Below are 21,209 nucleotides of genomic sequence, written 5' to 3'. Positions count from 1 at the left end.
GACAAAATTACAAAATAGAGAAGAAAACAGCAAGGGCAAAGGTTGTTAATAAACTGAAAAAAAATCAATAATACCACTAAAAAGAGGTAAATTATTTAAAAAATAAAAAAAATTGGACTTTAAATTAACGATTTTTCAAAAATCAAAACCACTTTCTTGTGAAGAGTCCGATTAGGGTTCTGGGACTTAAGGTGACTACAAAACGGATTCTTTCTGCGTAATTTGGTTGTGCAATTTCATATCCGTTGCTGGAGTATACAGGAAAATATAATTCAAAGAAATCAGTAACAAGATTAAGACGTATACCTGAGTCATATAAAAATCGAGCATCTTCGCCACGGTTTTTTATGGCTCCTATATCTCCATAAACCTCAATCCATTGCCAAATGTTAAAACTCAGGTTTCCTGTTAGTATCCAATCGTTTCCAAAACGTTCGTCGAATATGGATTTAAATCCACCTTCAGCCAATATAAACTGCTGGCTGGTCAATCCCGTTGCATTTTGGGAACGATTCAAATAGTTTAAATCAAAAAGATAGTCTGTCGGACGATCTAATGCAAAGCTGAAAAAATCCGAATCGGTGTTGTTTGTAATGAATTTTCCACCGAAAACCCTTAGGTTCAGCTGTCTGTTGTTGTCAAAAAGCTTTCGATAGTCCCATTCCACGGAAACTTTTGAAAAGTCATTGGCCAGTTGGGCATCAATCACCCAGGATTTAAACCTCAGGATATTATTATCGACATCGCCAAATCTGGCGTTGATTACGGAAAAATCCGGTTCGGTGTCAATTTGATCTACCAAGCTTGGATCGATGTTTCGGAATACGCTTCTAAGTCGTAGCAGTAAGAACTGTCTTCTGTTAGAAATAAAATCACTTGGTCTCCATACAAAAGTGGTAGAAGGGGTAATGGTGGTAAATCTTGACCCTACATCAAAAAATGAACTTCCTACCCCCAAGGCATAACTGATGGAATTCAGTTTTCCTTCGTTGAAAAATTGCCGTTTAATCACTGATGCCGTACCTACCAGAGCTTGTTCCCGACTTGAGTATTGTGGTTTTAAACTAAAAATGAAGTTTCTGTTGGGAAATGTTTTATTGTCCAGGGTAATACCAAATCTAAAACCATCATTTACGTTGAATTTGAATTCAGGAAAATAAAATAGCTGGTTATAATAGGGGTTTTCCACATCCTTTAGAAACCGAAACTGTAGTTTCTTATTGCTGGAAAAAAAACCGTTCAAACTTTTCCAGTTATCCCTTTGGTTCTCTTCGGGGATTTTTTTGTCGTAGTTCAAAACAAGTCGGTTTTCTCCATTTCTGGGTATGGTGAAGGTCCTGGAAGTGTCAATGTCAGAAAACCAATATTTTGAGACCACCGAGTCTTTTTTTAATCCAAACAGAGAAATTGGAACATTGGTTCCACTCTTATTTTTTATGGTAAAAGTGACCGAATCCTCCGTCTTTGACACCTCTTTGATTTTGAAATCTATATTGTTTCTTGAAGTAACGTATTCATCAAAAAACCAGTCAATCTCTTTAGGGGACTTTTCTTTTAAAAGATTTTCAAAATCTTTGGCATAAACACGAGGCTTTAACTTGAAGTTTGTAAAAAAATCGGATATGGTAGTGTCAACCACATCATATCCAATGTATTCGGCCAAAAAGGCCATTCCCAGACCAGCTTTGTATCTATTTGTGATTTTCTGGTTAAATTTTATTAAGGAGTCATTGGGTGTGGATAGGGATTGATGATCATTTCGCCTCACGGATAAAATTTGTAGTAAATAGTATTGGTCATTAAAATCCAATTTGGCCAAATTATAGGAGCGGAAACCCCATAAACGGGATAATTTCCCTGTAAATTTCTGGTTGGGATAATACTCGTCCACATATTTAATCAAAAGGTAATTTACGATACCATCATTGACCCATCTTTCCTTTCTTTCATCCAAAAACAGGGTTTCCTTTACCATACTGTTCAATGCCGTTTTGAGAAATTTCATCTCGAACTGGAATTGTTCTCGGTAAGGTCTTATAAAACTAGGTAACTGATTTATTCCATATAATGGATTTCTATCATAATCCAACTCACTTACCAGTAGATTTTTATGAGGATAATCTCCTAGATTTTCTTCAATGAACTGGGCCACCTTGAGAATTGAAATGCCCTGTGAGATATCATCGTACTTGGAGGTCTCAATATCCGTGGTTACGGTAAAAAAGCGAGTGACATGTTTTGTGAAGGATTTTTCAGGAGTAAGTATAACTTCACAGTTCTTCCGATTGACCCCACTTAAAACCGCCTGTTTTCCAATGGAAAAATTGGTGTCTGAATCCACATTGTAATTAGTGGCTAGGTACATGCCCTTTGGATAGGTAAGTCTTATTTTGGTGTTGGCAACATCAGTTTGCAGGTCTTTTAAATCCTTGTTTGGATACAGGTGCCATTTCCCATCAAAAACCGCTGGACTTAAATACCAGTCCGTGAGGTAGAATCCTCCTCTGTAACCATGACCATATCCAGTGAATCGTCCGTTGGGAAGGTCAATATCATAAGTAAAAAATATGCTTATCGAATCACCCGGTTCCAAGGTTTCATTGAGGTCGATTTTGAGAATATCAATGTTACTGGTGCGCTCCCAATTCAATCCGGAATAGGTGTCATCTACAATACTTGTGATTCGCGTAAATCCTCGATTCTTGTCCTTAGCAAGGTGCAGACTTCTTTTGAACTCATCGCCAAATCTTTTGGCCAAGGCAGTTTTTTTACTGGAATACGAATGATTCCAATCGTTAAAGTACAGAACGTTCAACCCTTTGTCCGATTCATTGACATAGGTAAAACTTTGTTTGACTTTTATTATGTTAGTGCTTGCATCAAGTTCTGCTTGGATATCATTGATATGTTGACCCATAAGTGGGCATGCCCACAAGAATATCAGTAGGATATAGCATACTACATATGGCTTTTTTTTCCAGAGCAATTCGAAGGGGAAATTAAAAATTAGGACTTAGGGTATGTCCTTTGTAAAATTCATCTATGACCTCGACAACTTCTTCAGCAGAATCTACCAATTTAATTAAATCAAGGTCACCCGGGCTAATATTGCCTTCTTCGAGCATCGTGTTTTTTACCCAATCCAATAAGCCTCCCCAAAAGCTGGAACCCACGAGAACAATAGGAAACTTATGAATCTTGTTGGTTTGAATAAGGGTAATGGATTCGAATAGCTCATCCAAGGTTCCAAATCCTCCAGGCATTACCACGAAACCTTGAGAGTACTTGACAAACATAACTTTGCGTACGAAGAAATAGTCAAAGTCAAGACTTTTATCGCTATCAATAAACGGATTATCATGCTGTTCAAAGGGAAGGTCAATATTCAGGCCAACCGATGTACCTCCCGCAAGATTGGCTCCTTTATTTCCAGCTTCCATAATTCCCGGGCCGCCACCAGTAATTATTCCATAACCTGCCTCGGCTACTTTTTGGGCAACCGAAACGGCCAGTTCATAATACATATCACCGGGTTTGGTTCTTGCCGAGCCAAATATGGAGACACATGGCCCTATGGCACTCATTTTTTCAAATCCTGTGACAAACTCACCCATGATTTTGAAAAGTGCCCATGAGTCGTTGGTCTTTATTTCATTCCAGCCTTTGGTATGTTGTTCCTTTCTCATTTGCATAATTCGTATTTAAACGGCTTTGGCTATTTTCTGTTTTGTATTTTCCAGTTCTTTCTTCAAGAACTTGGCCGTATAACTCTTTTTATCCTTGGCTACCTCTTCAGGGGTTCCTTTGGATACTATCATTCCCCCGCCGCGGCCACCTTCATAACCAATATCAATGATATGGTCCACCATCTTGATGACATCCATATTGTGTTCAATAATCAAAACCGTGTTCCCCTTGTCCACGAGTTGATTTAGTACTTCCATCAGTACCCTAATATCTTCAAAATGCAGTCCCGTTGTAGGCTCGTCGAGGATATAAAACGTGTTTCCGGTATCACGTTTCGAGAGCTCCGTAGCTAACTTCACCCTTTGTGCTTCTCCACCGGAAAGAGTTGTGGATTGCTGCCCCAATGATATATAACCTAAACCGACGTCTTTTATTGTTTTGAGCTTCCTGTGAATTTTGGGGATATTCTCAAAAAAATCGACCGCTTCATTGATGGTCATCTCCAATACATCAGCAATGGATTTCCCTTTATACCGGATTTCCAAGGTTTCCCTATTGAAACGTTTTCCGTTACAGGTTTCGCACTCAACATATACATCTGGCAAGAAATTCATTTCAATCACCTTGAGCCCCCCGCCTTGACAAGTTTCGCATCGGCCTCCGGCCACGTTAAAGCTAAACCTTCCAGGTTTATACCCTCGTATGGTCGCTTCGGTAGTTTTGGAAAACAAGGAACGAATTTCGCTAAAAACACCTGTGTAAGTCGCCGGATTGGAACGTGGCGTTCTTCCAATAGGAGATTGATTAATGTCTATAACCTTGTCGATATGCTCAAGCCCTGTTATTTTCTTGTAGGGCATTGGCTTTTTTACCCCATTGAAATAATGTGCATTCATAATAGGGTAGAGCGTCTCGTTGATTAAAGTGGATTTGCCACTTCCTGAAACCCCGGTAACCCCAATAAGGCGCCCCAACGGAAACTCGGCCGTTATATTTTTTAGGTTGTTTCCGGTACAACCTGAAAGAACAATTTTTTTTCCATTCCCTTTTCTGCGATTGACAGGTACTGGTATTTCCAGTTCTCCTGAAATGTATTGGGCGGTTAGTGTATTGTGTCTTCTTAAATCATCGGGTTTACCTTCTGAAATGATTTCACCACCATGTTTGCCGGCTTTTGGACCAATATCAATAACATGGTCCGCATGTTCTATCATATCCCGGTCATGTTCAACTACGATGACCGAGTTGCCAATATCACGTAGGGACTCCAAAGAACGTATTAAACGTTCGTTATCCCTTTGATGCAAACCAATGCTGGGTTCATCCAAAATATAAAGTACGCCAACCAACTGGGAACCTATCTGGGTAGCCAAGCGTATACGTTGGGCCTCACCTCCTGAGAGGGATTTGGAACTTCGGTTTAGTGATAAGTAATCCAAACCGACATCCAACAAAAACTGGATTCTGGTTTTTATTTCTTTTAGGATTTCCTCAGCAATTTTCTTTTGGTTTCCTTCCAAGGAGTTATCAAGTTGTTCAAAGAAATTTGCTAGCTCAGCAATATCCATTTGAGCCAGTTCGGCAATGTTTTTTCCACCAATTTTGAAATACAGGGATTCTTTGCGCAATCGGGCTCCCTCACAACTGGGACATGGCACTTTGTCCATGTAGTCCTTAGCCCATCTCTTGATTGAAGTAGAATTCGCTTCCTCATATTGGGTTTTGATGAAGGTGGAAATCCCTTCGTAATCAATTTTGTATTGACGTTTGACCCCAAGGGTCTTTGAATCTACCTCAAAACTATCTTTACCCCCATTTAGGATAACGTCCATGGCCTCCTCGGGAATTTTTTCAATGGGGTCGCCCAAATCGAAATTGTAGCGCTGGGCAATGGTTTCCAATTGCTTAAAAGCCCAGGACTTTTTGTATTCACCTAAAGGTGCAATTCCCCCTGCTTTAATCGAGAGCTTTTTGTTCGGAAATATTTTTTGCTCATTGACCTGATAAATATGTCCCAATCCGTTACAGGTAGGACACATTCCTTTCGGAGAGTTAAAGGAGAACGTATTCGGTTCAGGAGTAGGGTAGGAGATACCGGTAGACGGACACATCAAATCACGACTAAAGTATCTCGGAACGGTTTCTCCTTCTTCCAAGACCATCAAGACATTATTTCCACTGTACATAGCGGTGTTGATGGTTTCCGAGAGGCGTTTATGAAAATCTTCGCTATCCCCAACTTTCAATCGGTCGATTACAATTTCAATATCATGGGTTTTGTAGCGGTCCACTTTCATGCCCTTTACAATGTCCAAAACCTCGCCATCCACCCGAACCTTTACAAATCCTTGCTTGGCGATTTGCTCAAATAGTTCGCGATAGTGACCTTTTCTGGATTTTACGACAGGAGCTAGAACATTGATTCTTTTATCTTTATAGGATTCAATAATCAAATCTTTGATTTGTTCATCACTATAACTCACCATTTTTTCTCCTGCATTATAACTGTAGGCATCTCCGGCTCTTGCAAAGAGAAGTCTCAAGAAATCGTAAACTTCTGTAATGGTACCTACAGTCGACCGTGGAGATTTTGAGGTGGTTTTTTGTTCGATGGCAATCACAGGAGAGAGGCCATCAATCTTATCAACATCCGGACGCTCCAGTCCACCTAAAAATTGGCGAGCATATGCTGAAAAGGTCTCAATATAACGTCTTTGCCCCTCAGCATAAATGGTATCAAAAGCAAGAGAGGATTTGCCACTTCCCGAAAGACCAGTTATCACTACCAATTTTTCTCTTGGGATGGTAACATCTATATTTTTCAGGTTGTGAACCCTTGCTCCCTTTACCTCAATATGTTCTTCGTATTGAATCATAGCAAAGCTTCAAAAATAGGGATTTGGCAGTTAAAAAGGAAGCTGACTTCTGTTTCCTTTTTGTAAATTATACCACGGATTAAAGTAACTTTTTTGAAAATAGATGTTGAAATTTAACAAACTTATAGTAGGCTTGTTCTTTACTTGCTTTTTGTCCTTTGGTCAGATAGCGAATGCCCAACAAAAAACAATGGTAATTGTCGATGCAGATACAGGAAATGAAGTGGATGACTTGTTTGCTTTGGTTCGAATTATAGCGGAATCATCCGTTGAAATTACGGCTTTGACCGCTGCGCATTGGCAGACCAGTTTGTGGGCAATACCCAACACCATGGAAAACAGTCATCGTTTGAATCAGCAATTGTTGGGAGAGATGGGTTCGGATATTAAAACCTTACGAGGCGCAACAGCACGAATGTACGATTGGGGGGATAGAGCACAGCATTCAGCCGCTGCTTATGAAATTATTTCCCAAGCCGAAGGAACCAATCAGTTGAATATTTTGGTTTTAGGTGCTTTGACCAATGTCGCATCCGCGATTTTCATCAAGCCAGAGATCGCAAACAAATTAAAGGTATACTGGTTGGGGACTACTATGGATTTTGAAAAAGGAATATTAAAACGCAACGATTTTAATCCGTTGATGGACCCCTTTGCTTTGGATTTGTTGTTGGAATCTGAGGTGGAGCTAGTGATTTTGCCAGTAAATGTTGCTTCAGCCATGGAAATTGCCTATGATGACCTTGAAAATAACATTGCAGATTTGGATTTAGGTAAATTTTTACTCGAAAGATGGGATACCCACCTAGATGGCTCGCGCAAGTCTAGAGTGCTCTGGGACCTAGCTTTAATAAGTGCGTTTATCAACCCGGATTTTGCCAAAATAGTCACTATCAGAACTTCCCGGGATAGTGGAAACCGTGACATCCAGTTTTATAATGAAATAAATGCCAAAGCCATTTATCAAGATTTTTATGCAACGCTGTTGGCTTTTTCTAAGGAGTAAATTACATTTGGTTCAGTAAAAATGTGCTTTGGCCATTAGAAAAATGGGAAGCACCAATTCTCACAATTACGTATGAAATTATTAGGTATTGGTTCTCGAATTGAGCATCCTGAGTATGGAAAAGGTGTTGTAACCAACGTTTCATCTAGGCATTATTGGGTTACTTTTTTAGAGAATGGATTGGAAACCATTGATTTAGACTCAGAGTTCACGGTTATAGAGGGGGTAGAGGATGAGGTAGATGCCGTAAGCTTCTTTGATGTGGAACGTTCTTTGGTCAAAATATTGGAAAAGTGGAGTGACACCCATGAAAAAGTAGCTCTGGCAGACAAATGGAAAGGTGGTAAGTTAATTTTGGAACCGGGAGGCGATTTGGCTTCCAAGGAAATGCCCATCGACACTTTTTTTCATAAAATTGTTATGGTACGGGACCGAATTCGAGTTATGGAGCAAAAAATAAACAGTAGCAAGAATCTAGATGATCAGGAAAAAGTCGACTTGCAGCAATATATCACCCGTGTCTATGGGAGCTTGACCTCTTTTAATGTGTTGTTCAAGAACAAAAGCGATCAGATGGTTGGAGAACGTTCGAAGTAATTCTAATCTACAGATAGTTAAAAAACAACTCGATAACTGCACCTAAAATAAAACTTCCAAAGGCATTGAGGAAGCTTATCCTACCTGTTCCAAATGCATTTGAAAAAGCAATCCAAATAGAGACTATAGCACAGACAACAAAAAGGATTGTTGCGTAGGCGGGGACCAAGCTTGTGAAGATTCCGGTGAGGTTGAAAAAAGGGTCAAGCAAGGCAGTAAAAGCGAATAATGCCAATGCAAAATTGGCCTTGTTGTGTCTAACGAAGAGATAATACCCGGCTACTAAAAGCTCAATACTAATGGCCAATGGGCCAAACTGATTATAGGTGCCAATTCTAAAATAGTCCCGGACATCAGTGGGAAATTCGATTTTAGAATGAAAATATATTCCCAGAGATACGGCAATCAGAAGGAATACAATGGCAATGATTCTTCGAGTTTTCATAAAACAGAAGAAAGATAAGATTCTTTAGTGAAATGATTATCAGGATAATGTCGGGTTGAAATGGAGCTTAATCACAGCTGCATGCATCCCCGCATCCATCATTGTCGGAATCCATTTGGTCGGCATTTGCTTGAAGTGGACAGTTGTCCTCCGTATCTGGAATGCCATCACAATCAGCATCACCAAAGGGCTGCAGCAGACAAGGGTCTTCTTCGCTATTGGATTGGCAGTTAAAACATAAGAATACGATAGTAAAAAGAAAAATAAGCTTTATAGTTTTCATTCTTTTGAAGGGAAAATATCAAACTGAAATTGAAAAAAGGTTATCCTTGAGTTAAGTTAATAGCCCACATATCTTTTTTCTTGATTAAGCTTCTAAGTGCATGCTTAATAATCCATTTCCGTTCTTTGCCCGCATCTTTTGACCAGGATTCCAAAACATTTTTTCCAACTTCCGGATTATCTTTAAGAATATCATTCAGACAATTGGCAACCGATTTTTGCACATATTTGCTAGGGTCGTCTTTTAGATTTTCCAAAATGGGCAGGATGGGAGTGGGGTCTTCAATAAAAGCATCCAGTTTATTGGCCCAGGGTAATCTAGGACGAACCCCTTCGCTGCTCAATCGTCTTACATGTTTGTTTGGGTCTTTGGACCAATTTAGTAGAGTGGCTAAGGTTTGGTCTTGATGATGTTCCAAAAAGGGGCGGATGGTATATTCGCCAGTATTGCGTTTGGTTATTTCATAAATCGCTTGCATGGAAAGGTCAAAATGCTCCAAACCGTATTTTTCAACATATTTAGCTAGAGGCATAATCCAATAAAACTCCTTGAACATTCCGGTTTCCTTTTCATTTTCTGGACCAAGAATTTGCATAAAGTAGTGAACATCCTTTTCAATGTCTCCACTTAAATGACTTTTTAACTCGTCTGCAATGCACTCAACACGGTCTTTAAGTTCTAAGGGTTCCGATTTTTCGGTTACGTTTTGAACAAAGGATACTTTATCTAGTTCAATATTATTTTCTGAAAATTTGTTAGCCAATAACTCAGCTAAATCACCGTCGAACCAAAGTTTAAGTTGTTTATATGCCATATCCTATTACTTTTAGGCAGTTTCCTTCTTTTCGGAAAGATACTTCCAATAACGTTTTGGAATATGTTGGGTATGGAGTTTTTTATTTATTCGGGACTTGATGTTGGTACTCTTAAAATAATCATTCCAAAGGGTTTGATAATCATATTCTTCATCGAGAAAGGCCTCGCTTCGACGTATTTTATTAAAATGGATTTCACTTAGGTTGAGGGAAATCAATTCCACACCTTCCAAATCATAGTAAAGACCATATTTCCGTTTAACATCATATATAATCCATTGCTGGTCAGCATATCGATTCCTGAAGTGCTTGGAAATAAGAGGCAGCACATTGAAATCAGGTTCTATATTGGCAAAATAAATGCCATCTTGGGTCAATTGAAACCGCACAAAAGCTTCCATTCGATGTTTTTCCCTTCCGACCGAGCGTGCTAACTGACTAATCCGTAATACCGTTTCATCCGAAAAATCATTGTGCCTTTGGTTTCTTGTGGACATTAACTTTTGAATGTATCGAAACAACAGTATTTCGATACCTTCTTCTTCACTTAAGTAGGCAAAGTAGATGTTGGAAATGGCAGAATGACTTTTGTTCCGAATCCCATTCCAGACCCGTTTGGCTTTTCCGATATGAGTAAAAACAGTTTCATTCTCCGAAAAAAGTCCATTTTGACCTTGTGAAGCGGTTTGGATATTCGTTACGTTCAACTTTTCTTCAAAAGCCATAAATACCGAAGTTAGAAAACCATTAAAACTTCCATCGTAAATTAAGGTTGTTGACTGTTCCATATTAATCTTTTTAAAGTCACTCAGAATTCATCCCGGTTACTAAAGTTTAGTAATCGTAGGCCTCTTCAAAATGACGGGCGTTATTTTTTATGATATGTTTTAATCTTGTCAATGACTTTTTGGTGTTACTCCTGAATTTGACATACTCATAGCCCAAACTCAGTATAGCTTCCCTTTTTTGTTCCAAGTACCTCTGTTTTGCTCCAATTTTTTTCATGCTACCTTCTGTTTTATCTGAACTCAATTGAATAAAGCCAATTGATTACTATATTGCTTTCTAAATTTTCCTTTTGAATTTTGAAGTATCATTCCTTTGATACGCTCAGCATCCAAATCCCTTCTTTCCCATTTTTTGGAATCGCATATCATAAAAAATTGGGCACGATTTAGGGCAACCCCAATTTTTTTGAGATGTTCCCAGTTCAATTTCCGGAACTGTCTAGCCCTTAAAATTTTACTTACGGATTTCATGCCCAAGCCTGGCACTCGCGCCAAAAGACTTTTATCTGCTTTATTTACGTCCACTGGGAAATGGTGCAAATTGCGTAAAGCCCAAGATAACTTGGGGTCTACATCCATATCCAAATTGGGATGGTCATCGTTCAATAACTCATTAACGGCAAAACCATAAAAGCGCAATAACCAATCCGTCTGATATAGTCTATTTTCCCGTAACATGGGTACTTGCGAGCCCAGAGAAGGGAGTCTGGAATCGTTTGCCACAGGCACGTAACCAGAATAGTAGACCCGTTTCATATTGAACTGCCTATAATAATAGGTTGCCGAGTACATCACATCTTTGTCCGTTTCATTGGTGGCACCTACTATCATTTGGGTGCTTTGACCAGCAGGCGCATATTTTGGAGTGCTCCTTATAATTTTCTTTTCACTTTTATACCGCAGCAATTCGTTTCTAACCTTTTTCATGGGTTTGGTAAAGTCTTCATGCTTTTTATCTGGCGCTAACAGTTTAAGCCCGGAAACAGTGGGTACTTCAATATTCACCGATAATCTATCCGCATATAATCCCGCCTCGTACATGAGTTCGTCACTAGCCCCTGGGATGGATTTGAGATGGATATATCCATTATAATTTTCTTCTTCCCGAAGCTTCTTGGCCACGGCTATTAATCGCTCCATCGTGTAATCTGGGTTTTTGAAAATCCCTGAACTTAAGAACAAACCTTCTATGTAATTTCTTCGATAGAAATTGATAGTTAAATCCACTACTTCTTGGATTTTGAAGGCAGCTCTTTTGACGTCATTGCTTTTACGTGTTACACAATAGGCGCAATCATAAATGCAGTAGTTGGTCAAAAGGATTTTAAGCAGGGAAACACATCTACCATCTTCAGCATAGCTATGGCAAATACCCATTTTTGAAGCATTGCCTAGCCCATTTTTAGAATTTTTCCTATCACTCCCGCTGCTTGCACAGGAGACGTCGTATTTTGCCGCGTCAGCAAGAATGTTCAATTTTTCCCGAATTCTTTCAAAATTCATAGCTTCTTGTAATTTATCCAAAATTATGGAAATATTCCTAAAGATGGAAATAATCCAAAAACATTTTGGAAATAATCCAAATTCACTATCTTTGATTACCATGGAAAATGAAATCACATTAAAACGATTTATAGAAATTCGAAGGGATTTAGGGCATACCCAAGCAGAGTTTGCGAAGCTTTTGGGAATTTCCAGCACCACAGCAGATATTGAGCGAGGAAGAACAAAATTATCCGGTAGGGTGGTGGCGGAACTGCTCAAACAGTATAAAATAAATCCCTTATGGTTATTTGGGGAAAGTGAGGAAAAGTACTTGGAAACTTCCCATACCAGTGTGATTCCGAAGGTGGTTACTGTAGACAACTCTGAGAATGACAATATGGTTTTGGTAAATGCAAAGGCCGCGGCGGGATATCCTCAAAATATTCAGGATACGAGTTGGTACCAACAACTTCCTGCTTTTGATTTGCCTATTCCAGAGTTCCGAAATGCTACGTATAGAGGTTTTCAAGTAGAAGGTGACAGTATGTTGCCCAATTTAAAACCTGGAGAGTGGGTTTTGGCTCGGGCCATTGAACATATTGACCATGTGAGCACTAATAAAATGTACGTCGTTGTACTTCAGGATTCTGTAATGGTAAAGAAAATTGAAAAACGTCCTAACTCCAATAATATAACGCTAGTTTCTCTTAATGAAACTTATCCACCTTACGATATAAAACCCTTTCAGATTCAGGAAATTTGGGAGGTAAGCAGTAAACTTACCTTTAACGTGGATGCTACAACGGAAACCGGACTTTTACGCCAATTGCAGCAATCCATGGATGAACTAAAAAGACAAATGAGCCAGGCGAAAGGATAACCTCTTTACCTGTATCCCTTGACATCACCCATACTTAGGGTCAAAGGTCCAAGTGTATGCGATTTGGGTAGAAAAGCTCCACTTTGAGTAACTATCCACTCATCCCAAGATGCCTCCAAGCCTCCAATAGGTATGATACTTACCCACATTTTGTATGCTGATGGAAAGCCATTTTCATTTAGAATCCAAAGGTAGCTATCTCCAGGAGTGGTTCCTCCTGATTTATAGGTGACCAATAAAGCATCAGTTCCATTCTCCAACTCCACAATAGCGCGCTGGGTTCCTTGATCGAACACTTTATACGGGGCTACCAACCAGAACGAGTCGTTGTTGAAGTTCTTTAAAGCTTTATCAATCAATTTCTGTTTTTTATCGGTGGAAACGGGGCCTCTATTTTTGAAAACGTGGCTTTCATCAGTCTTGTTCAAATTCAAATCAACCGCAACGTCATCCCATTTTACAGAAACAAGTCCATTGTGTTTATCCCATACATATTGGTTTTTTCCACCTTGATAGGACCACTCCAAAAAACGCGTGTTTTTGTAGGTTTCAACGTTCAGAGCGTTAAGCATTTTATAGGCTAGTTTGTCCGCTTCTGGACCTGAATTCCCTTCGGGTAATGCTTCATTTGCAGCCCAACCCATAATAAGAAGAGTGAGGATTCCTAGTAGTACAAGAGCGCCGGCAATCTTAAGAAACTTCCTCATAGGTCACTTTTGATTTAATGATATGTGCTAAAACAGAAGCTGCATCAGGCCTATTCCTAAACCAGAGTTCGGGTTCAAAAATTTCCAATTCCGCAAGGGCCCATTTGCCATGATTGTCCTTAAAAATGTCGACCCGGGCATAGGTGGGAAGTTCTGGACAGGCTTCGACCACTTTCTTGGCGAATTCAATTTCTTCAGTTGAGGGCTCATAGTTATGAACACTTCCCCCGTAATCATCTTGGACACGAAAATCGCCTGGTTTGGCAATTTTCAGGACGGCATGGGAATATTTGCCTTCAAAAAGCATGAGTGACATTTCCCCTTCAGACACTATGTTTACCTGAAATTCCTGGAGCATCATAGCTTCCTCAGCAATTAACTCCTGAAATGTAGATTCCAATTCTTGGGCCTTGCTGATTTTGAATTTATAAGTATGTCTAGCGCCTCCAGCAACACAAGGCTTTAAAATAAGTTCATCTTTACTGAATGAAAGCTGGTCCTTCGCTTTTTGAATCGCTTCTTTCAATGTCAGATTCGAAGCTTTTTCAATGAAAAGCGTAGCTGGGATGTTAATTCCTTTGACCTCTAGATTTTGCAGATAGTGCTTATCAATATTCCATTGAATCAAAGTTGTACTGTTAATGAACCGGGTCTTTTCCTTGGTCTTTTGAAACCACTCAAAGAATTCATTAAATCGGTCAAAATAATCCCAAGTTGCACGGAACAAAGCGAATCTACAGGTTCCCCAATCAAATTTTTGGTCATCCCAAGACTTCCGGACAACTGAAAGCCCTTCGTTTTGAAGAGCGTCCATCACCAGTTGGTCCTCCCAAATGACATTGGAAACATATATATTGTCCTCTTTGGGAGTGAGGTAGCGTGAATCGGTGAGAAGAACAACATCGTATTTCATACTAATCGCTTAGAATCCAACCGCCTTATCATCACCCCTTTTATCCGCTCCACCTTCCAGCTTACCATCTGGAAGTACCCGAATTGCATCTACTTTTCCAATAATTGGGGTTCTACCTTCCAAGATGTTGTAGCCTTTGGCTTCCAGTTGTGACTTCAATTCCACTGAAAATCCTTCTTCCTCAAAAGTTACCATATCAGGTAACCATTGGTGATGAAAGCGGGGAGCGTTTACAGCATCCTGCATGCTCAGATTAAACTCATAAACATTCAAAATCGTTTGGGCCACCGCAGTGATTATGGTGGAGCCTCCAGGGGTACCTACAACCATATATAATTCTCCATCTTTTTCCACTATGGTTGGAGTCATACTGCTCAGCATACGTTTCTCTGCAGCTATACTATTGGCTTCGGCACCAATCAAACCAAACATATTGGGCACTCCGGGTTTAGCACTGAAGTCGTCCATCTCATTGTTCAAAAAGAAACCAAGTTCGGCAGCGTATAATTTGGAACCATATCCTCCATTTAATGTGGTGGTGGCCGAAATGGCATTTCCATCTGCATCCACAATGGAATAATGCGTGGTTTCCGTACTTTCAACTATTTGGACCATGCCGTGGGAAACCTCGGAGGACAAGGTTGCCTTATCAAACGAAAAATCTATCATTCTTTCCTCTAAGTACGAATCACGCAAAAGGACATCCAAGGGGATATCGACAAAATCGGGGTCTCCCAAAAAGTAATTTCGGTCCGCGTAGGCTCTTCGAGAAGCTTCCGTAAAAAGTTGAATGGTTTTTAAGGAATTATGGCCATAACTTGATACGTTATAGGGTTCCATCATTTTGAAAATTTGATTGATAGTTACCCCACCACTGCTAGGTGGACTCATGGAAATGACCTTTAAACCCTTGTAATCAAAAATAATCGGTTGCCGCCATTTGGCTTCGTAACGGGCAAGGTCCTCTTCAGTGACGAAACCTCCATTATCTTGAATGAAACTGGATAATTTCCGCGCAACTTCACCTCTATAAAATCCATTTTTCCCTTTTTCCAAGATACTTTGCAAGGTCGCGGCAAGTTCTGGATACTTAATGGTGTCGCCGGCCTTAAAGCCAGAAGCAAATTTCGTACTATCCCCGTTGACTTCAATAAAACGCTCTTTGTAGCTCTCCAGACGTTTCTCTTGCTTTTCCGTTACTATCACTCCTCTTTTTGCCAACTCGATTACTGGTTGTAAAATATCCTTTAGGGGTAGTGTTCCGTATTTATCGTGCACTTCCATAACTCCCGCAACCGTTCCGGGAACACCCACTGCCGTAGCCCCGACGGTACTCATATTCGGAATAACATTTCCTAAGGAATCCAAATACATGTCTTTATGAGCGGATAGAGGAGCTTTTTCCCTGTAATCCAAACCACCAACTTCTCCATTTTCTTTACGATATACCATAAATCCGCCACCTCCAAGGTTTCCGGCGAAAGGATACGCCACTGCTAAAGCCATTTCAGTAGCTACCATGGCATCGAAGGCATTACCTCCTTTTTGCATGATTTCTGAGCCAATTTTGGAGGCTTCCTCCCGGGCAGATACCACCATGGCTTTTTCGGTTACCAAGCCAGTGGGCGAGGCAGGTTGTTTTTTACATTGATAACAAAAAGAAAGAATGAATAGAAGAAGTAGCGTTTTTCTCATAGTTGGTCTAGTTTTAATCGGGAAAAGGTAATTAATTCTTTAAAGAATTCCGTGAACTCTTGTTCAAAGGCTTCGTAATTTTCTTGCAAGTCAACAATAGCAAAATTCATTTTGGAACGATTTTGCGTTCTTCTGTTCATTCCATTCAGAACTTGGGATATGCCATCCAGATTAGCATAGTTATATAACCAATTATCGGCAATCATATAGGGCATCATTCGTTGAGTGCCTAATGGAAGAATTCCGAAGTTTTCTTTGAGTAAATCGTAAAAGTCGGTTACAAATATATCCAAAGGGGTAGTTGAATAATTCTCCCAGTTAACCGCTAAAAAATGATCATAGAAGATATCAACGATTACCCGACTGTAGTGACTGTAGTTTTTATGAAGTCGTTTACTGCTCCGCTTGGGAATAGGGTGGGAGTCTGTAAATGTATCAATCTCTCGGTGTAACAAAATCCCTTTCTGAATTTGCTCTGGGTAATGTTTGAATTTATTACCCTTTATATGATCCGCAAAAAAGTTGCCCAAAGTAATTTCAGGGTCATCAAATGAAAGATAAATATGGGCAAGAAAGTTCATGTTATTTGGGCTGAGGCATAGAGCCCGCTTTGGCGTTTTCGTATTCTTCCTGGGCTGTATTGGTATTTGAATCAATTTTGAATTTCCATCGACCACTATCTTGGACTAATACCGTTGATAATTTTCCATGACTAACACGGTCGGAGGTATCCGGTGCGGATATGGTCAATTTGTAATACCCATTATCATAGATGACACCGTCCCTATTTTGCCTATCTATTATTTTAAATGTAAGGGTTAAGGATTGATTTCCTTCTTTGAATCTTTTGAAAAAACCAGCAAAATACTCTTTTATGTTTTCGGCACCCAGTATCGAGTTAGGGTCCCTTGTATCGTATAAATTAAGCAGTGCGGCGTTTGCTGTATAGGTATGCGTTAAATGCTCTGCGTCCAGTGTACGGTATGCCAAGCTGAAATCTTCATAAGATTTATTGGGGTCTAACTCTTCCACTTGGGTATGTGCGTTTGTTGAAAGAAGAATCGCAAATAGTAAGGCAAAAGGGATTTTCATGATTTCAACTTTTCTTGGGTTGAATTTACAAAGACAAAACATAGAATTTCGGCTATCCCTATATATTTGCAAAAAAATTAACCAATGACATTAATTAAATCTATCTCAGGAATTCGAGGAACCATAGGTGGAGAACCGGGTAACAACTTAACACCCATTGATGCCGTCAAATTCGCCGCAGCTTATGGAACATGGCTTAAAGAATATTCCAACAAAGAAGATTTGACGATTGTTATTGGAAGAGACGCACGACTTTCGGGCGAAATGATTCAAAACTTGGTAGTATCCACTATAATTGGTTTAGGTATTAATGTAATCGACCTGGGACTGTCCACAACACCTACGGTAGAAATTGCGGTACCTCTTGAAAAAGCTGATGGAGGTATTATTTTGACCGCAAGTCACAACCCCAAACAATGGAATGCCCTAAAATTATTGAATGAACGTGGAGAGTTCCTCGATGGGGAACAAGGCAAAAAAATACTGGAAATTGCTGAAAACGAGTCTTTTGTTTTTTCAGAAGTGGATGATTTGGGTACAATAACCCCAAATGATTCCTATATGGATATTCATGTGGATGAAGTTCTCTCTTTAGAACTAGTAGATGCGGATACCATCAAAAAAGCAGGATTTAAAGTAGTAGTGGATGGGGTGAATTCCTCTGGTGGTATCGCCATTCCAAAGTTATTGGATGCTTTGGGAGTGGAGAGTGTGAAATTATATTGTGAGCCTACGGGACATTTCCCTCATAATCCAGAACCTTTAAAAGAGCACCTTCAGGATATTTGCGAGTTGGTGGTCAAGGAAAAAGCTGATTTTGGAATTGTTGTGGACCCCGATGTGGACCGCTTGGCCTTTATCAGTAATGATGGTGAAATGTTAGGTGAGGAATATACCTTGGTGGCTTGTGCTGATTATGTTTTGGGCAAGACTAAAGGAAATACCGTTTCCAATTTATCCTCTTCCAGAGCACTTAGTGATATTACCCAAAAACATGGTGGTACTTACGAAGCGGCCGCCGTCGGCGAGGTGAATGTGGTTACCAAAATGAAGGCAAACAATGCCATTATTGGAGGTGAAGGGAACGGGGGTATTATTTATCCAGCTAGCCATTATGGTAGGGATGCTTTGGTGGGCACTGCACTGTTTCTGATGTTAATGGCAGAAAGAGGAGGTACGGTTTCGGATTTACGGGCAGGCTACCCTAGCTATTTTATGAGTAAAAAGAAAATCCAACTAACTCCGGAATTGGATGTGGATGCTTTATTGGAGGGAATGCACCAAAAATATGCAAATGAAAAAGTCAGTACTATTGATGGGGTAAAGATTGATTTTGCCGAAAATTGGGTACACTTAAGGAAATCCAATACGGAACCCATAATCAGGGTATATACCGAAGCAAAAAGTCAGGAAGCTGCGGATAACTTGGCCGATGAAATTATTGAAGAAATTAAAAACATAGCAGGTTTTTAACCCGCCATGTTTATCAATACCCTCTTTCTATTTTTGATAGGCTAGCGCTCTAATTTTGATGTGCACCTGGTCCCCAATAAATAGATGGCCATTATCCATTTTTTTATTGAATGTGATTCCGTAGTCGAAACGGTTTATACTAAAGTCAGCCTTTATTCCCAATGCCACCTGTTGGGTTGGATCTTTAAAGGGGCCCTGAATTTCAACAGGAAATTGGACCTCTTGGGTTGTTCCTTTGATGGTAAATTTACCCTTCATGAAAAACTGATTTTCCTCTTCGAAGACTTGAGTTGAAGTAAATTTGATTTCTGGATGATTGGCTTCGTCCAGCCAAACTTCACCTTTTAAATGCCCATCCCTAATATCGTTGTTGCTGTCTAAACTCCCAACTTGGATGACGGCTTCAAGCTGCAAAGAGCCATAATTATTTCCGTCCATGGAAAGGGTCGCGTCAAAGTCGTTAAAACGACCGGAAACATCCCCAACTAGAAATCGTTCAACTTCAAAACCGATATGGGTATGCCCTTTGTCTAAAATGAAAGTGTTTCTTTCTGACTTAAACGCAGTAATTGCAATCCATAAAAAGGATAAGACTAGCAATGTAATGTATTTCTTCATGCTATTTGTTTTGATGGTACAAGGGTAAGACCATCCACATGAAGAATCGACAATCCTTATAGAGATTGCCAAATAAAACTTTCAATCCTGAAGAATCGTTTTTCGGTATGAAGAAGGGGTTTGACCTTCAAATCGTTTGAAAGCGTTAACGAATGAAGTTTTATTGTTGAAACCGGCTTCATACCCTATTTGCAAAAGAGTAAAATTCGGTTTATCCACTATAAGCCGCTTGGCCTCCTGTACCCGATGTTTGTTGATGAAATCAAAAAAAGAAGTTTGATGATGTTCGTTCAAAAATTGGGAAAGATGGTGAGTGGATATAGATAACTGTTCTGCCAACTGATTAAGCCTTAACTCATTATTTAAATAAGGTTTTTCAGTTAGCATTAGTTTCCCCAACTGTTTTTCTATCTCCAATTTGTCCTCTTCTTTTAGGGTTGAGTGTTTATAACTTGGTGCGGTTTGTTCAGGGTGCAACCAATCCACTCCGGAGATTTTGTACCCAATGGCATAAATGAAAAATCCCAGCGGAAGAACGTAGATATAATCCAAGTCTCTGGAATAGACATCCGAAGCAAATAAAAGGTATAGATATACGGATGCCAAAATCAATATAAGCAGTAAAAGTCCATTAAAAATAAACAACCATCTAGTGCCATTTAAAGAGGCAAATTCAGTTCTGAGATTCTTGACGTATTTACCCAACATGATTTGATTTTGAATAAGATATCCAGTTAAGTGCAGAAATTGCAGATAGAATATTGTAGAGTAGACATATTCAAAAGGAGTTACTGTTTTTGGCCGAAAATCAAATACGGCCAACATGCCATAATGTATTTGCCGATGGCTTAGTGAGGATGAACTTATGGAAGGAATTATGAACACAAAAAACAGGAATGGCAGAAAGTGAATTAAGTGTTTTATACCAAACCGCCACTTTTTAGACGTAGCGGAGCAAAAAAAGAAATAGGTAAGCGGCCCTAAAACCATCCAGGAACCATAGCGCGTGCCGTAAAAAGAGTTGACCGGAATCAATATTCTATTTCGTATGGAATAGAACTCCAATAAAAACCAAATAAAAACCAATATGACAGCAAAAAGGTATCGGTTTTCTGGTTTTTGGCGTCTTTTAGGCAGAAAACATAGTAAAGAAAGTACAAATACTCCTTGAGCAAGCAATAAAATAATAGCATAGGACCAAATGTCATTCACGCCTTAGGTTTTTTCAAAGAAACTAAAAACTGGTCAGCCCGCAAGGAATGAAAAGAAAAAGCCCAGGCGTATGCCCGGGCCATTTGAATATATAATGAATGGTAAAAAATTACCGCTTATCCGCTACTAACTCATCACCAGCCCAAACTCCTTCTTGAATAACGACTCCTTCCGCATCAAATATGGTTCCCTTCCCATTTTTTGCATCAGCCTTCCATTTTCCACTCCATTTGGTACCATCTGCTTTGATATAGGAGCCTTTACCATGTCGTTGGTGCTTCTTAAATGCACCTTCATATCGGCTTCCGTCTGGCCATTTATAGGTGCCCTTACCATGTAGATTCGGGCCTGCTAGACTTCCTGAATATTCAGAACCGTCAAACCATTTGATATTACCTTTTACATATCTACCGCCAGCTAACTCAACATCAAAGGTGGTACCTTCAAGCTGAAATTTGTACCAGCCATTTTCCAATGTCTTTAAAGAAGCATCATAGGGAATACGATTAAAATCTTGAGCGTTGATGCCAATAAGTAGTCCAAAAAATAATAAACCGGATAGCAGAATTTTCCTTTTCATAGCAATTTTTCCACTTGGTCGTACTTGAAACCCAAAACCTTACTTCAAGTTTAAAAA

At 39.6% G+C, this 21,209-nt stretch carries 21 protein-coding genes; 4 read left to right on the top strand and 17 right to left on the bottom strand.

What is annotated here, in order from left to right; genetic code table 11:
• Nucleotides 1-142: 142 nt before the first annotated feature.
• From ACSLUF_RS09290 to uvrA, 3 genes are all read right to left on the bottom strand, one after another.
• Entirely contained in the window at nucleotides 143-2,917 is a 2,775-nt protein-coding gene (locus tag ACSLUF_RS09290) for a metalloprotease (RefSeq protein ID WP_435622503.1), read from the bottom strand.
• An 82-nt stretch (nucleotides 2,918-2,999) separates the two neighbouring features.
• Nucleotides 3,000-3,686 carry a TIGR00730 family Rossman fold protein gene (locus tag ACSLUF_RS09285; RefSeq protein WP_435622502.1) on the bottom strand — a complete coding sequence of 229 codons (687 nt, stop codon included), beginning with the start codon at nucleotides 3,684-3,686 and terminating at the stop codon, nucleotides 3,000-3,002.
• 15 nt (nucleotides 3,687-3,701) lie between these two features.
• Nucleotides 3,702-6,563 carry an excinuclease ABC subunit UvrA gene (gene uvrA / locus ACSLUF_RS09280; protein ID WP_435622501.1) on the bottom strand — a complete coding sequence of 954 codons (2,862 nt, stop codon included), beginning with the start codon at nucleotides 6,561-6,563 and terminating at the stop codon, nucleotides 3,702-3,704.
• A 103-nt stretch (nucleotides 6,564-6,666) separates the two neighbouring features.
• Between uvrA and ACSLUF_RS09275 the strand changes: the two genes are divergently transcribed.
• Both ACSLUF_RS09275 and ACSLUF_RS09270 read left to right on the top strand, forming a co-directional pair.
• Entirely contained in the window at nucleotides 6,667-7,569 is a 903-nt protein-coding gene (locus ACSLUF_RS09275; protein ID WP_435622500.1) for a nucleoside hydrolase, read from the top strand.
• 72 nt (nucleotides 7,570-7,641) lie between these two features.
• Nucleotides 7,642-8,166, top strand: coding sequence for a hypothetical protein (locus ACSLUF_RS09270; protein WP_435622499.1), 525 nt, complete (start codon nucleotides 7,642-7,644; stop codon nucleotides 8,164-8,166).
• 7 nt (nucleotides 8,167-8,173) lie between these two features.
• Here ACSLUF_RS09270 and ACSLUF_RS09265 read toward each other — a convergent pair whose 3' ends face one another.
• From ACSLUF_RS09265 to ACSLUF_RS09240, 6 genes are all read right to left on the bottom strand, one after another.
• On the bottom strand, nucleotides 8,174-8,611 hold the full coding sequence (locus ACSLUF_RS09265; protein WP_435622498.1) for a hypothetical protein: 438 nt from the start codon (nucleotides 8,609-8,611) through the stop codon (nucleotides 8,174-8,176).
• A 67-nt stretch (nucleotides 8,612-8,678) separates the two neighbouring features.
• Nucleotides 8,679-8,894, bottom strand: a complete 216-nt coding sequence (locus tag ACSLUF_RS09260; protein ID WP_435622497.1) for a thrombospondin type 3 repeat-containing protein — start codon at nucleotides 8,892-8,894, stop codon at nucleotides 8,679-8,681.
• Between the two features lie 40 nt (nucleotides 8,895-8,934).
• Nucleotides 8,935-9,708, bottom strand: a complete 774-nt coding sequence (locus ACSLUF_RS09255; RefSeq protein WP_435622496.1) for a DNA alkylation repair protein — start codon at nucleotides 9,706-9,708, stop codon at nucleotides 8,935-8,937.
• Nucleotides 9,709-9,720: 12 nt separating this feature from the next.
• Nucleotides 9,721-10,497 carry a TIGR03915 family putative DNA repair protein gene (locus tag ACSLUF_RS09250; protein ID WP_435622495.1) on the bottom strand — a complete coding sequence of 259 codons (777 nt, stop codon included), beginning with the start codon at nucleotides 10,495-10,497 and terminating at the stop codon, nucleotides 9,721-9,723.
• A 46-nt stretch (nucleotides 10,498-10,543) separates the two neighbouring features.
• Nucleotides 10,544-10,714 carry a hypothetical protein gene (locus tag ACSLUF_RS09245; protein ID WP_435622494.1) on the bottom strand — a complete coding sequence of 57 codons (171 nt, stop codon included), beginning with the start codon at nucleotides 10,712-10,714 and terminating at the stop codon, nucleotides 10,544-10,546.
• A gap of 23 nt (nucleotides 10,715-10,737) precedes the next feature.
• Nucleotides 10,738-12,000, bottom strand: coding sequence for a putative DNA modification/repair radical SAM protein (locus ACSLUF_RS09240; protein WP_435622493.1), 1,263 nt, complete (start codon nucleotides 11,998-12,000; stop codon nucleotides 10,738-10,740).
• 100 nt (nucleotides 12,001-12,100) lie between these two features.
• Here ACSLUF_RS09240 and ACSLUF_RS09235 point away from each other — a divergent pair, with 100 nt between their 5' ends.
• Nucleotides 12,101-12,862 (top strand): XRE family transcriptional regulator, encoded by a 762-nt coding sequence (locus ACSLUF_RS09235; protein ID WP_435625829.1) that lies wholly within the window; start codon nucleotides 12,101-12,103, stop codon nucleotides 12,860-12,862.
• Between the two features lie 5 nt (nucleotides 12,863-12,867).
• Here ACSLUF_RS09235 and ACSLUF_RS09230 read toward each other — a convergent pair whose 3' ends face one another.
• From ACSLUF_RS09230 to ACSLUF_RS09210, 5 genes are read right to left on the bottom strand one after another with little or no spacing between them, the layout of a single operon-like run.
• Nucleotides 12,868-13,569 carry a hypothetical protein gene (locus tag ACSLUF_RS09230; RefSeq protein WP_435622492.1) on the bottom strand — a complete coding sequence of 234 codons (702 nt, stop codon included), beginning with the start codon at nucleotides 13,567-13,569 and terminating at the stop codon, nucleotides 12,868-12,870.
• The gene (locus ACSLUF_RS09225) at nucleotides 13,553-14,482 is read right to left on the bottom strand and encodes an ATP-grasp domain-containing protein (RefSeq protein WP_435622491.1); all 930 of its coding nucleotides are present in this window, start codon (nucleotides 14,480-14,482) and stop codon (nucleotides 13,553-13,555) included. Before ACSLUF_RS09225 ends, ACSLUF_RS09230 begins: the two co-directional genes overlap by 17 nt.
• Before the next feature lie 9 nt (nucleotides 14,483-14,491).
• Nucleotides 14,492-16,177, bottom strand: coding sequence for a gamma-glutamyltransferase (ggt, locus tag ACSLUF_RS09220; protein WP_435622490.1), 1,686 nt, complete (start codon nucleotides 16,175-16,177; stop codon nucleotides 14,492-14,494).
• A complete protein-coding gene (locus tag ACSLUF_RS09215) occupies nucleotides 16,174-16,758 on the bottom strand; it encodes an ACP phosphodiesterase (protein WP_435622489.1) in 585 nt (194 codons plus the stop codon). The genes ggt and ACSLUF_RS09215 overlap by 4 nt, the downstream gene beginning before the upstream one ends.
• Before the next feature lies 1 nt (nucleotide 16,759).
• The gene (locus tag ACSLUF_RS09210; RefSeq protein ID WP_435622488.1) at nucleotides 16,760-17,269 is read right to left on the bottom strand and encodes a hypothetical protein; all 510 of its coding nucleotides are present in this window, start codon (nucleotides 17,267-17,269) and stop codon (nucleotides 16,760-16,762) included.
• 84 nt (nucleotides 17,270-17,353) lie between these two features.
• On the opposite strand from ACSLUF_RS09210, the gene glmM reads away from it, so the two are divergent.
• Nucleotides 17,354-18,742 (top strand): phosphoglucosamine mutase, encoded by a 1,389-nt coding sequence (gene glmM / locus ACSLUF_RS09205; RefSeq protein ID WP_435622487.1) that lies wholly within the window; start codon nucleotides 17,354-17,356, stop codon nucleotides 18,740-18,742.
• A gap of 27 nt (nucleotides 18,743-18,769) precedes the next feature.
• Here the strand turns inward: glmM and ACSLUF_RS09200 are convergent, their stop codons facing one another.
• From ACSLUF_RS09200 to ACSLUF_RS09190, 3 genes are all read right to left on the bottom strand, one after another.
• Nucleotides 18,770-19,360, bottom strand: coding sequence for a YceI family protein (locus ACSLUF_RS09200; RefSeq protein ID WP_435622486.1), 591 nt, complete (start codon nucleotides 19,358-19,360; stop codon nucleotides 18,770-18,772).
• An 81-nt stretch (nucleotides 19,361-19,441) separates the two neighbouring features.
• On the bottom strand, nucleotides 19,442-20,572 hold the full coding sequence (locus ACSLUF_RS09195; protein ID WP_435622485.1) for a helix-turn-helix domain-containing protein: 1,131 nt from the start codon (nucleotides 20,570-20,572) through the stop codon (nucleotides 19,442-19,444).
• Nucleotides 20,573-20,681: 109 nt separating this feature from the next.
• Nucleotides 20,682-21,152: a hypothetical protein gene (locus tag ACSLUF_RS09190; RefSeq protein WP_435622484.1), complete on the bottom strand. Its 471-nt coding sequence runs from the start codon at nucleotides 21,150-21,152 to the stop codon at nucleotides 20,682-20,684.
• Between the last annotated feature and the right edge of the window lie 57 nt (nucleotides 21,153-21,209).

Origin of the sequence: Flagellimonas sp., from assembly GCF_965601775.1 — a bacterium.
Classification (GTDB): domain Bacteria; phylum Bacteroidota; class Bacteroidia; order Flavobacteriales; family Flavobacteriaceae; genus Flagellimonas.
Note: the sequence above shows the minus strand (reverse complement) of the source record. Positions and strands in the feature narration are given on the sequence as shown.